This is a genomic window from Dactylosporangium sucinum (genome assembly GCF_014647515.1).
GTDB classification, from domain to species: Bacteria; Actinomycetota; Actinomycetes; order Mycobacteriales; family Micromonosporaceae; genus Dactylosporangium; species Dactylosporangium sucinum.
In genome coordinates this window covers 19,198-33,705 of record NZ_BMPI01000031.1, presented here as the reverse complement: position 1 = coordinate 33,705, position 14,508 = coordinate 19,198, and the positions used below count along the sequence as shown (strand labels likewise).

General features: G+C 73.5%; 17 protein-coding genes. 12 read left to right on the top strand and 5 right to left on the bottom strand.

Going from position 1 to position 14,508, the window contains the following annotated elements:
* Positions 1-124: 124 nt before the first annotated feature.
* The 5 genes from argF (at position 125) to IEZ31_RS28825 (ending at position 5,215) form a co-directional block, all read left to right on the top strand.
* A complete protein-coding gene (gene argF, locus IEZ31_RS28845) occupies positions 125-1,033 on the top strand; it encodes an ornithine carbamoyltransferase (RefSeq protein ID WP_190253149.1) in 909 nt (302 codons plus the stop codon).
* Between the two features lie 25 nt (positions 1,034-1,058).
* The gene (locus IEZ31_RS28840; RefSeq protein WP_190253148.1) at positions 1,059-1,580 is read left to right on the top strand and encodes an arginine repressor; all 522 of its coding nucleotides are present in this window, start codon (positions 1,059-1,061) and stop codon (positions 1,578-1,580) included.
* Complete coding sequence (locus tag IEZ31_RS28835) at positions 1,577-2,776, top strand: argininosuccinate synthase (protein ID WP_190253147.1); 1,200 nt, start codon at positions 1,577-1,579, stop codon at positions 2,774-2,776. Before IEZ31_RS28840 ends, IEZ31_RS28835 begins: the two co-directional genes overlap by 4 nt.
* A 93-nt stretch (positions 2,777-2,869) precedes the next feature.
* On the top strand, positions 2,870-4,300 hold the full coding sequence (argH, locus tag IEZ31_RS28830; protein WP_229835937.1) for an argininosuccinate lyase: 1,431 nt from the start codon (positions 2,870-2,872) through the stop codon (positions 4,298-4,300).
* A 9-nt stretch (positions 4,301-4,309) separates the two neighbouring features.
* Entirely contained in the window at positions 4,310-5,215 is a 906-nt protein-coding gene (locus IEZ31_RS28825; protein WP_190253145.1) for an NADP-dependent oxidoreductase, read from the top strand.
* A gap of 54 nt (positions 5,216-5,269) precedes the next feature.
* Here IEZ31_RS28825 and IEZ31_RS28820 read toward each other — a convergent pair whose 3' ends face one another.
* Genes IEZ31_RS28820 through IEZ31_RS28810 form a run of 3 tightly spaced genes read right to left on the bottom strand, consistent with a single transcriptional unit; the run spans position 5,270 to position 7,190 of the window.
* Complete coding sequence (locus tag IEZ31_RS28820) at positions 5,270-5,968, bottom strand: hypothetical protein (protein WP_190253144.1); 699 nt, start codon at positions 5,966-5,968, stop codon at positions 5,270-5,272.
* Positions 5,965-6,834, bottom strand: coding sequence for an ABC transporter ATP-binding protein (locus tag IEZ31_RS28815; protein WP_190253143.1), 870 nt, complete (start codon positions 6,832-6,834; stop codon positions 5,965-5,967). Before IEZ31_RS28815 ends, IEZ31_RS28820 begins: the two co-directional genes overlap by 4 nt.
* Positions 6,831-7,190 (bottom strand): GntR family transcriptional regulator, encoded by a 360-nt coding sequence (locus tag IEZ31_RS28810; protein ID WP_190253142.1) that lies wholly within the window; start codon positions 7,188-7,190, stop codon positions 6,831-6,833. The genes IEZ31_RS28815 and IEZ31_RS28810 overlap by 4 nt, the downstream gene beginning before the upstream one ends.
* 84 nt (positions 7,191-7,274) lie before the next feature.
* On the opposite strand from IEZ31_RS28810, the gene IEZ31_RS28805 reads away from it, so the two are divergent.
* On the top strand, positions 7,275-7,730 hold the full coding sequence (locus IEZ31_RS28805; RefSeq protein ID WP_229835936.1) for a hypothetical protein: 456 nt from the start codon (positions 7,275-7,277) through the stop codon (positions 7,728-7,730).
* Positions 7,731-7,795: 65 nt separating this feature from the next.
* Entirely contained in the window at positions 7,796-8,206 is a 411-nt protein-coding gene (locus IEZ31_RS28800) for a ribonuclease domain-containing protein (protein WP_308429447.1), read from the top strand.
* A gap of 25 nt (positions 8,207-8,231) precedes the next feature.
* Here IEZ31_RS28800 and IEZ31_RS28795 read toward each other — a convergent pair whose 3' ends face one another.
* Complete coding sequence (locus tag IEZ31_RS28795; protein ID WP_190253140.1) at positions 8,232-8,411, bottom strand: DUF4236 domain-containing protein; 180 nt, start codon at positions 8,409-8,411, stop codon at positions 8,232-8,234.
* Positions 8,412-8,568: 157 nt separating this feature from the next.
* Here IEZ31_RS28795 and IEZ31_RS28790 point away from each other — a divergent pair, with 157 nt between their 5' ends.
* Complete coding sequence (locus tag IEZ31_RS28790) at positions 8,569-8,937, top strand: PH domain-containing protein (RefSeq protein WP_190253139.1); 369 nt, start codon at positions 8,569-8,571, stop codon at positions 8,935-8,937.
* 29 nt (positions 8,938-8,966) lie between these two features.
* Here IEZ31_RS28790 and IEZ31_RS28785 read toward each other — a convergent pair whose 3' ends face one another.
* Complete coding sequence (locus IEZ31_RS28785; protein ID WP_190253138.1) at positions 8,967-9,836, bottom strand: hypothetical protein; 870 nt, start codon at positions 9,834-9,836, stop codon at positions 8,967-8,969.
* 34 nt (positions 9,837-9,870) lie between these two features.
* On the opposite strand from IEZ31_RS28785, the gene IEZ31_RS28780 reads away from it, so the two are divergent.
* The 4 genes from IEZ31_RS28780 (at position 9,871) to IEZ31_RS28765 (ending at position 14,502) form a co-directional block, all read left to right on the top strand.
* Positions 9,871-10,986: a M20 family metallopeptidase gene (locus tag IEZ31_RS28780; RefSeq protein ID WP_190253137.1), complete on the top strand. Its 1,116-nt coding sequence runs from the start codon at positions 9,871-9,873 to the stop codon at positions 10,984-10,986.
* Entirely contained in the window at positions 10,983-11,810 is an 828-nt protein-coding gene (locus tag IEZ31_RS28775) for a GNAT family N-acetyltransferase (RefSeq protein WP_190253136.1), read from the top strand. The genes IEZ31_RS28780 and IEZ31_RS28775 overlap by 4 nt, the downstream gene beginning before the upstream one ends.
* A complete protein-coding gene (menC, locus tag IEZ31_RS28770; protein ID WP_190253135.1) occupies positions 11,807-12,913 on the top strand; it encodes an o-succinylbenzoate synthase in 1,107 nt (368 codons plus the stop codon). Before IEZ31_RS28775 ends, menC begins: the two co-directional genes overlap by 4 nt.
* A 68-nt stretch (positions 12,914-12,981) precedes the next feature.
* Entirely contained in the window at positions 12,982-14,502 is a 1,521-nt protein-coding gene (locus IEZ31_RS28765; protein WP_190253134.1) for an MFS transporter, read from the top strand.
* Positions 14,503-14,508 lie beyond the last annotated feature (6 nt).

Genomic DNA, 14,508 nt, shown 5'->3' with positions numbered 1-14,508 from the left:
AGCGCAGCGAAGGGCGCATGACCGGTCCGGAGCGCGGCGGAGGGGCCGGTCAACATAGGCTCGGAGTGGAAGGCGTCATGGGCTCAGTTTGGAAGGCATGCGACCGGAGCGAAGCGGAGGGCGCATGACCAGGCATCTCCTCCGGGACGACGACCTGACCGCGGCCGAGCAGCGGGAGGTGCTCGACCTCGCCGCCGCGATGAAGGCGGACCGTTTCGGCTTTCGCCCCCTGGCGGGCCCACGGTCCGTCGCCGTCATCTTCGAGAAGCAGTCGCTGCGGACCCGCGTCTCGTTCGAGACCGGCATCGCCGAGCTCGGCGGCACCCCGATCATCATCGACGCGCTGTCGACCCACTTCGGCCGCGGCGAGGCGATCGGCGATGCGGCCCGGGTGCTGTCGCGCTACGTCGACGCGATCGTGATCCGGTCGAACGTGGACGCCCGCGTCCGTGAGCTCGCCGAGCACGCGACGGTGCCGGTCGTCAACGCGCTCACCGACGGCTTCCACCCCTGCCAGCTGCTCGCCGACCTGCAGACCGTGCGGGAGCGGCTGGGCGGCACCGAGGGGCGCACGCTCGCCTACCTCGGCGACACCGCGAACAACATGGCCCACTCCTACGCCCTGGCCGGCGTGACGGCCGGGATGCGGGTGCGGCTGTCCGGCCCGGCCGGCTTCGAGCCCGCCCCGGAGGTACTGGAGGCGGCCCGCCGGCGCGGCGTCGTCGAGGTCGTCACCGACCCGGCGGAGGCGGTCAAGGACGCGGACGTGGTCGCCACCGACACGTGGACGTCGATGGGCCAGGAGGCTGACGGGCTGGACCGGGTCACGCCCTTCCGCCCGTTCCAGATCAACGACGCGCTGCTGGTGAACGCCAAGCCCGGTGCGATCGTGCTGCACTGCCTGCCGGCGCACCGCGGCGACGAGATCACCGACGACGTGATCGACGGCCCGCAGAGCGCGGTCTGGGACGAGGCGGAGAACCGCCTGCACGCACAGAAGGCGCTGCTGGCCTGGCTGCTGGAGCACTCGTGAGCGGGCCGGGAAGCCGGGCGGCGGGATGAGCTCGCCGACCACCAAGGCCGCCCGGCACGACCGCATCTCGGCGCTGATCCGGGGTTCGGCCGTGCGCTCGCAGACCGAGCTGGCCGAGCTGCTCGCGAGCGACGGCATCCAGGTCACCCAGGCCACGCTGTCGCGCGACCTGGAGGAGCTGCGGGCGGTGAAGGTCCGCGGCGCGTACCTCATCCCGGAGGACGGCGAGCGCGTCCTGCGCCCGGCCGAGGAGCCCCCGACGCGGCTGATCCGGCTGCTGCGGGAGCTGCTCACCGGCGTCGACTGCTCCGGCAACCTCGTCGTGCTGCGCACCCCGCCGGGGGCCGCGCAGTTCCTGGCCAGCGCCATCGACCGGACCGGCCTGCCCGACATCGTGGGCACGATCGCCGGCGACGACACGATCCTCGTCGTTGCCCGCGAGGCGCCGGACCCCACCCGGCATCCGTCGGCCGGCGAGCTGCTGGCCGCGAAGCTCACGGCCTGGGGCCAGCCCGGCGACGAGCATCTGGAAGGAACGCCGAAATGACCGACCGGGTCGTCCTGGCCTACTCCGGTGGCCTGGACACGTCGGTCGCGATCGGCTGGATCGCCGAGCAGACCGGCGCCGAGGTGGTCGCCGTGACCGTCGACGTGGGTCAGGGCGGCGAGGACCTGGCCGTCGTCCGGCAGCGGGCCCTCGACTGCGGCGCGGTCGCGGCCGAGGTCGTCGACGCCAGGGAGGAGTTCGCCGCCGGCTTCTGCATGCCGGCGCTGCGGGCCAACGCCCGCTACATGGACCGCTACCCGGTCGTGTCGGCGCTGTCGCGCCCGCTCATCGTGAGGCACCTCGTCGACGCGGCGCTGCGGCACGACGCGACGCACGTCGCCCACGGCTGCACCGGCAAGGGCAACGACCAGGTCCGCTTCGAGGTCGGCATCGGCGCGCTGGCGCCCTGGCTGCGGGTGATCGCCCCGGTCCGCGACTCGGGCTGGACGCGGGACAAGGCCGTCGCCTACGCCCAGGAGCGGGGCCTGCCGGTCGGCGTGACGCACCGGTCGCCCTACTCGATCGACCAGAACCTGTGGGGCCGCGCCGTCGAGACCGGCTTCCTGGAGGACATCTGGAACGCGCCGATCGCCGAGCTGTACTCGTACACGCAGGACCCGGGCCTGCCGCGCGACCCCGACACGGTCGTCATCACGTTCGACCAGGGGGTGCCGGTCGCGCTCGACGGCGAGACGGTGACCCCGCTGCAGGCGATCCGGGAGCTCAACCGCCGCGCGGGCGAGCACGGCGTCGGCCGCCTGGACTTGGTCGAGGACCGGCTCGTCGGCATCAAGAGCCGCGAGGTCTACGAGGCGCCGGGCGCGATCGCGCTGATCACCGCCCACCAGGAGCTGGAGAACGTCACCGTCGAGCGGGACGTCGCCCGCTTCAAGCGCTCCGTCGACCAGCGCTGGGCCGAGCTCGTCTACGACGGGCTGTGGTTCTCGCCACTGCGGCAGGCTCTCGACGCGTTCGTCGACGAGACGCAGCGGCACGTGTCGGGCGAGGTCCGGCTGGTCCTGCACGGCGGCAAGGCCGTGGTGACCGGCCGCCGCTCCGAGGCGAGCCTCTACGACTTCGGCCTGGCCACCTACGACTCGGGCGACACGTTCGACCAGTCCCTCGCGCGGGGCTTCGTCGAGCTGTGGGGCCTCCCGTCGCGGCTCGCCGCCGACCGGGACCGCCGGCTGGGCTGACGCGCGACCGTTCCCCGCGCCGATCGGCACGTGGCGGTCCGCGACCGCAACGCCAAGATCGGCGCTCGTCGTCCGTGTGGAAGGATGGACTTCGTGGTGACCTCTGATACGCCGACCCGCCTGTGGGGCGGCCGGTTCGCCGGCGGGCCCGCCGAGGCGCTGGCCCGGCTGTCGGTGAGCGTGCAGTTCGACTGGCGGCTCGCGCCCTACGACATCGCCGGCTCCCGCGCCCACGCCCGGGTGCTCGCCCGCGCCGGCCTGCTCGACGCGGAGGAGCTGGGCCGGATGCTCGCCGCGCTCGACGACCTGGAGTCGGCGTGCGCGGCCGGCGAGTTCCGCCCGACCGTCGACGACGAGGACGTCCACACCGCGCTGGAACGCGGGCTGCTGGAGCGGCTCGGCACGCTCGGCGGCAAGCTGCGCGCCGGCCGCTCGCGCAACGACCAGGTCGCCACGGACCTGCGCCTCTACCTGCGTGACCACGCCCGCGGCGTCGCCGCCCGGATCGTCGAGCTCGCCGACGCACTGGTCGAGCAGGCGGCCCGCCACGTCGACACGCCCGCGCCGGGCTTCACCCACCTGCAGCCGGCCCAGCCGATCGCCTTCGGCCACCAGCTGCTCGCCCACGTGCAGGCGCTGCTGCGCGACCTCGACCGGCTCCGCGACTGGGACGCCCGGGCCGCGGTGAGCCCGCTCGGCGCCGGCGCGCTGGCCGGCTCGTCGCTGCCGCTGGACCCGACCCAGGTCGCCAAGGAGCTCGGCTTCACCTCCGCCGCGCCGAACTCGATCGACGCCGTCGCCGACCGTGACTTCGTCGCCGAGTTCCTCTTCGTCGCGGCCCTCACCGGCGTGCACCTGTCGCGCCTGGGCGAGGAGGTCGTGCTGTGGACGACGCCGGCCTTCGGCTGGGTGCAGCTCGACGACGCCTTCGCGACCGGCTCGTCGATCATGCCGCAGAAGAAGAACCCGGACATCGCCGAGCTCGCCCGCGGCAAGTCGGGCCGGCTCGTCGGCCACCTCACCGGCGTGCTGACCATGCTCAAGGGCCTCGCCCTCGCCTACGACCGTGACCTGCAGGAGGACAAGGAGCCCGTCTTCGACGCGGTCGACACGCTGGAGCTGGTGCTGCCCGCGCTGGCCGGCATGATCTCCACGATGACGGTGCGGGTGGACCGGCTGGCCGCGCAGGCCCCGGTCGGCTACACCCTGGCCACCGAGGTCGCCGAGTGGCTGGTGCGCCAGGGTGTGCCGTTCCGCGAGGCGCACGAGATCACCGGCAAGCTCGTCGTCATCTGCGCGGCCCGCGACGTCGGCCTCGACGAGGTGTCGGACGACGACCTCGCCGCGGTCAGCCCGCACCTGACCCCCGCGGTCCGTGAGGTGTTCTCGGTGCCGGGCGCGCTCGCGGCCCGCGTCACGCCCGGCTCGACCGGCCCGCGCCCGGTCGCCGACCAGCTCGCGGTCGCCTCCGACAAGCTCGACCGGTGGCGCGACTGGTCCGCGGAGCCCGTCCTGCCGGCGTAGCCTGACGCCGTGCGGAAGATCACGCAGGACGTCCTCGGCGGCCCGTCGGTGCTCCGGCTGGTCGAGACCGAGGTGCCGGTGCCGGGCCCGACCGAGATCCTCGTCGAGGTGCACGGCATCGGGGTCAACCCGGTCGACTGGAAGGTGCGCACGTCCGGCGGGGTGCTCGGCACCCCGCCGTTCACCGTCGGCTGGGAGGTCTCCGGCGTCGTCGCCGCCACCGGCCCCGGCGTGACCCGCTTCGCCGTCGGTGACGAGGTCTTCGGCATGACCCGCTTCCCCAAGGAGGCGGCCGCCTACGCCGAGTTCGTCACCGGGCCGGCCCGCCAGTTCGCCCGCAAGCCCGACGGGCTGACCCACGTCGAGGCCGGCGGCCTGGCGCTGGCCGGCCTCACCGCCTGGCAGGTCCTCGTCGAGACCGCCGCCGTGCTGCCCGGCCAGCGGGTCTTCGTCCCGGCCGCGGCCGGCGGCGTCGGCCACCTCGCCGTGCAGATCGCGAAGGTTCGCGGCGCCCACGTCATCGCCACCGCCTCGGCCCCGAAGCACGACTTCGTCCGGTCGCTCGGCGCCGACGAGGTCCTCGACTACCGCACCGAGGACCTGTCCGCCGTCACCGGGATCGACGTGGCCGTCGCCACCGTCGCCGGCCAGGTGCCCGACCTGGCCAGGATGCTGCGCCCGGAGGGCCTGCTCGTCGCGCTCAACGGCGTCGACGCGCAGGCCGCCACCGACGCCGGGGGTGTCTTCCTGCTCGCCGAGCCCGACCGGGCCGGGCTGGAGACCCTCGCCGCGCTGGTCGTCGAGGGCCGGCTGCGGGTGCATGTCGACCGGGTCTTCCCGCTGGCCGAGGCGGCCGAGGCCCACCGCGCCGGCGAGGCGGGCCACACCACGGGCAAGCTCATCCTGACGCCGTGACAGCCATCGAAGGAACATGGCCGACACCGTAGAACGGGTGTACGACAAAACCGGTCAGGCCGTCGCCCGCCGCAGCGTGGCCCACGACGCCAGCGCCAGCACCACGGCCAGGCCCAGCGGCAGCAGCCCGAAGAGCGTCAGCACCGACTGGTCGATCAGCCACCGCCCGATGGCGGGCCAGCTGCGCGTCCAGGTCAGCAGCGCCGCCAGCCCGCCCAGCACCAGGAGCAGCCCGGCCGTCGTGGCGAACACGCCGTTGACCTTCCAGCGGATGTGGATGGCGCCGAGCGTGACCCCGATGAGGGACATGGCGAGCATGGGCAGGCCGTAGGCGGCCAGCTGTGCGGGCACGCCGACCTCGTCGATGATCCCGAGGCCGAAGAACCGCAGCCGCATGCCCCAGCCGTCGGTCGCGTGCTCGATCGCCTGGCAGACGGTCAGGATCACGCTGTACAGCACGGCCTGGCCGAACAGGAACAGCCCGAGCCCCGTCGCGAACTCGCGTCGGGTGACGCTCATGCCGAGCGCGAACGGGAACTGCTGGCTGACCGCGACCGCCCCGAACGCGAGCGACGCGATGTAGACGCTGGCCAGCCCGCCGGTGATCGGCTCGCCGTCGAGGGCCTCGTCGCCGATCGCGGCGAAGACCAGCAGGTTGACGGCGAACGCGATGGCGGCGATGACCAGCGGCCAGAGCAGGCCGTCGCGGCGGCCCAGCGCCTGCAGGCGGGCGATGGCGAGGATGCGGTTCATGACGTGGGTTCCTTCCTCGTGATCCGGACGACCAGCTGCTGCAGCGAGACCGGCTGCAGCTCGACCCCGGCGGCCCGCGCGTCGCCGGCCTCGACCCGGCCGCGCACCGTCGCGCGGGTCAGGCCGCCGAGCCGCTCCCGGTGCAGCTCGTCGGTGTTGGCGGTGAGGGCGTCGACCGCCGGCGCCGGGCCGGTCAGCGTGACGACCTGGCCGCGCAGGGTCTCGGCGTCCTCGTCGAGGACGATCCGGCCGCGCTCGATGAGCAGCACGTGCTCGATGAGGTCGGCGACCTCGTCGATGAGGTGGGTGGACAGCACGACCGTGCGCGGGAACTCCGCGTAGTCGGCGAGCAGCCGGTCGTAGAAGAGCTGGCGCGAGACGGCGTCGAGCCCGAGGTACGGCTCGTCGAAGAAGGTCAGCGGCGCGCGGGACGCCAGCCCGATGGTGACGCCCAGGGCCGACAGCATGCCGCGGGACAGCTTCTTCACCGGCCGGCGCAGCGGCAGCTGGAAGTCGTGGACGAGCTCGCGCGCGAACCGCTCGTCCCAGTCGGCGAACATCAGCCGGCCGGCGAGGAGCGCGTCGCGGACGCGGTACGTGTCGGGGTACTTCTGGCTCTCCTTCACGAAGGCGACCTGCCGCAGCACGGCCGGGTTCTCGACCGGCGACGCGCCGAAGACCTCGACGCTGCCGCGGGTCGCGAACTGCTGCCCCGTCAGGATCTGCATGAGGGTCGTCTTGCCGGCGCCGTTGCGGCCGAGCAGGCCGTAGACCCCGTTGCGTCGCAGGGAGAAGCTGACGTCGTCGAGCGCGGTCACGTCCCGGAACCGCTTCGAGAGGCCGCTCACCGTCACGATCGTGCTCATCGGTTCTCCTCGTAGCGGTCGATCATCGACTTCAGTTCGGTCGGGTGGATGCCGAGCTTGGCGGCCTCGGCCAGCAGGGGCTGCAGGAACTGCTCGGAGAACTGGTCGCGGCGGCGCTGCCGGAGCTTGGCCTGCGCGCCGGGGGAGACGAACATGCCGATGCCTCGCTTCTTGTGGAGCACGCCGTTGTCGACGAGCTGGTTGACGCCCTTCGCGGCGGTCGCGGGGTTGATGCGGTGGAAGGCGGCCAGCTCGTTCGTCGACGGGACCTGCGTCTCCTCGGGCAGGCTGCCGTCGATGATCGAGTTCTCGATCTGCTCCGCGATCTGCAGGAAGATCGGCCGCCCGTCGTCCATCAGTCGCCCTGGTTCATCGGTTCGTTACTCATGTAACTAACCATGCAACCGAGGAACCCGGGTGTCAAGCGCTATGTTCGAGGGGTGACGACGGCAGGCTTCGGCCCGAAGATGAGCTGGCTGGCGGTGCGGGCGGACGACCCCGAGCCGGTCATGGCCGGGTTGGGCCTGCGTGACCTGGGTGAGGTCGACGTGCGGGCCGGTCTCGACCTGGCCCACTTCACGGACGACCGCGTCATCGTCACCGGGCCGATCGAGGGCTGGGTGCTGGTCGCCGGTCGCTGGCTCTTCGGCGAGCACCCGGCCGCGGGCCTGTCGGCCAAGCTGTCGACCGAGGTGCAGTATTTCGCCACGCACCGCGGCACCCTGACGCACCGCTGGGAGCGGGCCGTCGACGGCGACCTCTCCGACGTGTTCCGCGGCACCGAGGACGACCTGGTCGACGAGCAGGACGTCTTCGCCCGGGCGAAGGGGTGGAGCGTCGACCCGCGCCGGCTGCCGGTCGCGACGTTACATATCGCGGCGGTACCTGTTAACTAATAATCTTCCATGCGTCGATGTATTTCCAAGAGGATTGAGGCTCCCCGATCCTCTTGGAGGCATGCGTGACCCGTCTGCTGTCAAGGCTGACCCTCGCCGCCGTGCTGGTCGCCGGCCTGATCGCCGGCCCCGCCGTGGTGGCCCCCTCGACCGTCGACGCCGCCCAGGCGTCGGTCTTCTCCTCGTGCAACATCTCCGGCTGCGCCGACGCGCGGGCCGCCCGCTCCGGCTGGAGCAGCCTCGGCTTCCCGACGACCCGCGCCTGGTACCAGTGGCCGGCCGGCAAGTACAACTTCGCGGGCGGCCGCTACTACAACCGGGAGGCCGAGCTCCCGGCGAACGCGACCTACTACGAGTACGACGTGATCCCCCGCAACCAGGGGGCCGCCCGCGACGCCAAGCGCATCATCGTCAACCGCAGCACGGGCGCCACCTGGTACTCGCCGAACCACTACACCGACTTCTACCGGCTCTGAGGCACCGGCGGCAGGGGCGGGCGGGTCAGCTCCGCTTGCCCTTGCTGCGCCACGAGAACGGGCCGGGCAGGTCGTAGCGGTGGGCGCGGGTGCGGGAGTTCCACGACCAGCGGCCGATCTTCAGCCCCCACGAGGAGAACCCCTTCGGGGTGAAGTTCAGCACCAGCGGGCCGATTCGCATCGCCTTGCGGAACAGGATCGGCACTGCGTTCCTCCTCGGGGTGGTCTACGCCATCCAGCATGACCCATGGCCGCCACACCATCGGCCGAGGGGTCCATTGACGGCGCGCCACGCCGCGGCGTGCGGGTCGGACGGTCGCCGGAACATGACTGCGGTTGCGGCTTCCGCTTAGGTTGGAGGCATGGCACAGCAGGTGAAGTACGACCGGCGGGAACAGTACGAGCAGATCGTGTCCGGGCTGCTGCCCGGCGAGAGCGTCATCGCGGTCTACGACGCGGTCGGGGTGGGCACCGGCTTCATCGGGCTCACCGACAAGCGGGTGATCCTGCAGGACCGGTCGTTCGTGGGCAAACGGGTCGCCATCACGTCGATCCCCTACGGCAAGGTCACCGCCGTGTCCGTGGTGAGCAACAAGTCGTGGGCCGGCAGCTTCTTCAGCAGCGGATCGATCGCCGTCCACGTCGGCACGCACACCTACGAGGTCGAGCTGCGCGGGGTCGAGAAGACCCAGCACGTGCACAACGTGATCCTGCACTACGCCGCACGGTGACCGATCGGTGATCCGCCCGCCGCGTCCAACTAGGCGGTCAGCAGCCGCCCCAGGGCGCGGGCGACGGCGGCGCGCTGGCGCGGGTCGCGGCGGATCACCCAGCCGAGCTCCAGGTGGATGAACTGGGCGCCGACGGCGGCCGCGGCCTTGCCCTGCTCGTTCCCGGCGCCCTCCAGCCGGCCGCAGCGCTGGTCCCAGGCCCGGCGGACGACCAGGCCGGTGCCGGCCTCCAGGCCGCTCGCCAGGTCGCGGGCCAGCCGGCCCGGCGCGCCCGCGCCGGTCGACACGACGACCTGCGCCTCGGGCAGGTTCCGGTCGGCGAAGCCGTGCAGCTGGACCTGCGGCAGGCCGCGCCCGGCGAACGCCGTGGCCAGCGTGTGGAACATCGAGCCGCTGTTGTGCGCCACGTCGGCCGCGCCGCCCTGGGCGGCGCGGTGCGCGCCGGCGACCAGCAGGACGGCCCCGGGGACGAGGCGGTGCACGGCCACGCCGAGCTTGTCGGTGTTGGTGTCGAAGCCCGGATGCGGTACCTCGACGACGACGCTCGGCGGCGCCGACCGGTCGACGAGGAGGAGCCCCCAGGCCGGCTCCTCGGTCGGGCTCATGGCGAACATGCGGTAGGGCCGGCCCGTCGCCGGGTCGGTGCCCGCGGACGCCGGGTAGCCCAGCGCGCCGAACGCCGCGTCGACGGCCGCCCGGTCGTCGGGCCGGTCGAGCAGCAGCCGGACGGCGGCGCGCGCCTTCGCCCGCTCCGGCGCGGACGGGTCGCGGTAGGGCCCGTCGCGCGAGAGCCGGGCGGTGTGCGCCTCGACGATTGAGCCCGGCGGCGAGCCCTCGACCGGTGGGCCGCACGCCGTCGGCCGGACCACCGGCCGGCCCGCCGGGGAGTCGCGTGACACTGGAACGACACTACCCAACGGCTACGGTGGCACTATGAGCGCCTTGCGGAAGCTGCGGTCCGCTGCCCCGGTGATGCTGGACGACCTCGCCGAGCTGGTCCACGTCGAGTCGCCCTCCGCCGACGTCGACGCCCTCGCCCGCTGCGCCGACGTGGTGGCCGAGCTGGGGCGGCGGTGCACCGGGGAGGCGCCCGAGCGGCTCGTGGTCGGCGGCCGGCCGCACCTGCGCTGGCGGTTCGGGTCCGGCACGCCCCGCGTCGTGCTCATCGGCCACTTCGACACCGTCTGGCCGATCGGCACGCTGGCCCGCTGGCCGTTCACCGCCGAGGGTGACCGGGCCACCGGGCCGGGCGTGGTGGACATGAAGGCCGGCCTGGTCATGCTGTTCCACGCCCTCGCCGCGCTCGGCGGCGACCTCGACGGGATCACGGTGCTGGCCAACAGCGACGAGGAGATCGGCTCGCCGACCTCGACGGCGCTCATCGAGGACACCGCCCGCGGCGCGGCCGGCGCGCTGGTGCTGGAGGGCAGCGCCGGCGGGCGGCTCAAGCTGGCCCGCAAGGGGATCGCCCACTACACCGTGCGGGTCGCCGGCCGGGCCGCGCACGCCGGCATCGCCCCGCACCTCGGCGTCAACGCCGGCGTCGAGCTGGCCCACCAGATCATCCGCATCGCTGCCCTCGGCGACGCCGAGCGCACCACGACCGTCACCCCGACCGACGCCACCGCCGGCACCACCAGCAACACCGTGCCCGCGTCGGCCCGGGTCAGCGTCGACGCGCGCTCCTTCGACCCGGATGAGCTGGCCCGGGTCGACGCCGCGTTACGGCGGCTGACCCCGGTGCTGCCGGGCGCCGAGGTGCACGTCGAGGTCGGCCCGGCCCGGCCGGCCATGCCCGACTCGGCCTCGGCCGCGCTGTTCGCGCTCGCCCAGGGCCTGGCCGCCGGCCAGGGCCTGCCGCCGCTGGTCGGCGAGGCGGTCGGCGGCGGCTCCGACGGCAACCTCACCGCCGGCATCGGCGTGCCGACGCTCGACGGGCTCGGCGCGGTCGGCGGCAACGCCCACGCCGAGGGCGAGTGGATCGAGCTGTCCAGCCTGCCGGACCGGGCCGCCCTGGTGAGCGTGCTCGCCGGCGCGATCGGCCGATGAGCGCCCGGGAGGCCGCGGCCGAGGCCGCCGCGCGGGCCGGGGTCATCGTCGCCGAGCTGTTCACGCCGGACGAGTGCGAGGCGGCGTCCGCGCTGCTGCAGCAGGTCTGGCGGGCCGACCACCCGGCCGAGATCGCGGCGCCGTCGCTGCTGCGCACCTACGCGCACGCCGGCGAGTACGTCGCCGGCGCCTACCGCGACGGCCAGCTCATCGGCGCGGCGACGGGGTTCTTCGGGTTCCGGCACGGCCGGGCACACCTGCACTCGTTCGTCGCCGGGGTGACGCCGGGCCGGCTGGGCAAGGGCGTCGGCTTCGCCCTCAAGCAGCATCAGCGCGCCTGGACGCTGGAACGCGGCGTGGCCGAGGTGCACTGGACGTACGATCCGCTCATCCTCCGCAACGCGTACTTCAACCTGCAGAAGCTCGGTGTGACCGTGACCGGCTACCTGCCGGAGTTCTACGGGGTGATGACCGACGGCATCAACCGCGGCGACCTGAGCGACCGCCTCTACGTGGAGTGGCGCCTCGACGCGCCCCACGTGGTGGCCGCGGCGAACGGGTCACCGGCCGAGGTCGACGCGGGGCGGGCGGTGGCGGCGGTGGCGGCCGGTCCGGACGGCGGACCGGTCGAATCCACAATGGACGAGGAGGAGATCTCGGTGGCGGTACCGGAGGATGTCGAGGCCCTGCGCGGGCACGACCCGGGGCTGGCGCTGCGCTGGCGGCATGCCGTCCGCGCGGCGCTCGCCGACCGGCTGGCCGGCGGCTGGCGCGTCGAGGGCATCACCCGCGACGGGCGCTACCTGTTACGGAGGCCGTCGTGAAACTCAACGGGCTGGAGCTGCGGCGCATCGCGATGCCGCTCGTCGCGCCGTTCCGCACGTCGTTCGGGGTCGAACGGGAGCGTGACGTGCTGCTGGTGCGCGCGGTCGCCACCGACGCCGAGGGGTGGGGCGAGTGCGTCGCGATGGCGGCGCCGCTCTACTCCGCCGAGTACGTCGACGGTGCGGCCGAGGTGATCCGGCGGTATCTCGCCCCGGTCATCGGCGCCGGTGACGTCGACGCGCACATCCTCGAGGCGCGGTTCGCCCGCTTCAAGGGCCACCCGATGGCGAAGGCCGCCGTGCTGACCGCGGTCCTCGACGCCCAGCTGCGGGCGGCCGGGATGCCGCTCGGCACGTACCTCGGGGCGGTCAAGGACCGCGTCCCGGCCGGGGTGTCGGTCGGCATCATGGACTCGATCGGCGAGCTGCTCGACGCGGTCGCCGGCTACCTCGACGCGGGGTACCTGCGGATCAAGCTGAAGATCGAGCCGGGCTGGGACGTCGAGCCGGTGCGGGCGGTCCGCGAGCGCTTCGGCGACGCGGTGCTGCTGCAGGTCGACGCCAACACCGCGTACACGCTGCGCGACGCCCGCCACCTCGCCCGGCTGGACCCGTTCGACCTGCTGCTCATCGAGCAGCCGCTCGACGAGGACGACATCCGCGGCCACGCCGAGCTGGCCAAGGTCGTGCGCACGCCGGTCTGCCTCGACGAGTCGATCACCTCGGCCCGCGCGGCGGCCGACGCGATCGCGCTCGGCGCCTGCTCGGTGGTGAACGTGAAGCCCGGCCGGGTCGGCGGCTACCTGGAGGCCCGCCGCATCCACGACGTCTGCGCCGCGGCCGGGGTGCCGGTCTGGGCCGGCGGGATGCTCGAGACCGGGCTGGGCCGGGCCGCCAACGTCGCGCTCGCCGCGCTGCCCGGGTTCACGCTGCCCGGCGACACCTCCGCCTCCGCCCGGTACTACACCCGCGACATCACCACCCCGTTCGTCCTCGACGGCGGGCACGTGGCCGTGCCGACCGGCCCGGGGATCGGCGTGACGCCGGTGCCGGAGCTGCTGGAGGAGGTGACGACGGCCACGTCGTGGATCGAGCTCGGCTGACTTTACACGCGTTAGCTGACGGGTCTAACCTTACGGGCGTAAATACACGCCCGTAAGGAGCCCCGGTCATGTCCGAGTACCCGCGCAGGTGGGCCGCGCTGGCGGTGCTGAGCCTGACGCTCGTCGCCGTCACCCTCGACAACTCCGTCCTCAACACCGCCCTGCCGTCCCTGGCCCACGCCCTGCGCGCCGGCACCGCCGACCTGCAGTGGATCACCGACGCGTACACGCTGGTCTTCGCCTCGGCGCTGATCCTCGCCGGCACCATCGGCGCCCGGATCGGCTCGCGCCGGGCCCTCATCGGCGGCCTGGCGGTCTTCGGCGGCGGCTCCGCGATCGCGGCGCTGTCCGACTCGCCCGGGCAGCTCATCGCCTGGCGCGCGGTGATGGGCCTCGGCGCCGCGTTCGTCATGCCGGCGACGCTGGCGATCATCACCCGGATCTTCCCGCCGGCCGAGCGCCCGAAGGCGTTCGGTGCCTGGTCGGCCGCCGCCGGCATCGGCGTGCTCATCGGCCCGGTCACCGGCGGTGCCCTGCTCGAGCACTACTCGTGGAGCAGCGCGTTCTGGATCAACGTGCCGCTGGTCGCGGCGGCCCTCGTCGCGGTGCTGTACCTCGTGCCCGCGGTGCCCGCCGTGTCGAGCGGCCGGCTCGACGTCCTCGGGGCGCTGCTCTCCACCGCGGCCGTGGCCGCCCTGGTCGACGCCGTCATCCAGGCGCCGTCGCGGGGCTGGACCGACGCCCTGACACTGGGGGAGCTCGCGGTGGCCGCCGGGCTCGCCGCCGGGTTCGTGCTCTGGCAGCGCCGCGCCGCCGCGCCGCTGGTCCGGCTCGACCTGTTCGCCAACCGTACCTTCCTCGTCGCGGCGCTGTCGCTCTCCGTGGTTTTCTTCGTGCTCTTCGGGACGCTGTTCGAGCTGTCGCAGTACCTCCAGCTCGTCCACGGCTTCACCCCGCTGGTCGCCGGCCTGGGCGCGATGCCGTTCGCGGTGGCCGTGGCGCTCACCTCGGCGACGTCGGCGCCGCTGTCGGCCCGCATCGGCGTGCGGGCCACCCTCGCCGCCGGCCTGCTGCTGGCCACGGCCGGCCTGCTGGACCTGGCCACCACCGGGGTCGCGACGCCGTTCTGGAAGATCGCCATCGGTACCGGCGTGATCGGCCTCGGCATGGGGATGATGATGGCGCCGGCCAGCCTGCAGATCTCGGGCTCGGTGCCGGTGCAGTTCACCTCGATGGCGAGCGCGCTGAACAGCGTCATCCGGGAGCTCGGCGGGGTGCTCGGCATCGCGGTCCTCGGCACGGTCGTCTCCTCGGCCTACCGGTCCGGCGTCGGTACCGATCTCGGGCCGGCCGGCACCGACCTGCCGACCGCCCACGCGGTGGCGGCACAGCTCCCGGCGCCGGCGGCGGAGCGGGTGCTGTCGACGGCGGACGCGGCGTTCACCTCGGCGATGGACCGCGGGGCGCTGGTGGCGGCGGGGATCGCGTTCGCGATGGCGCTGGTGGTCATCCTGGTCCGCCCGCGGGTCGCCGCTGCGGTCCCGGCTCCCTCGCCCGTCGAGGCTTCCCTCGCCGCCAGCACGGCATGATGAATG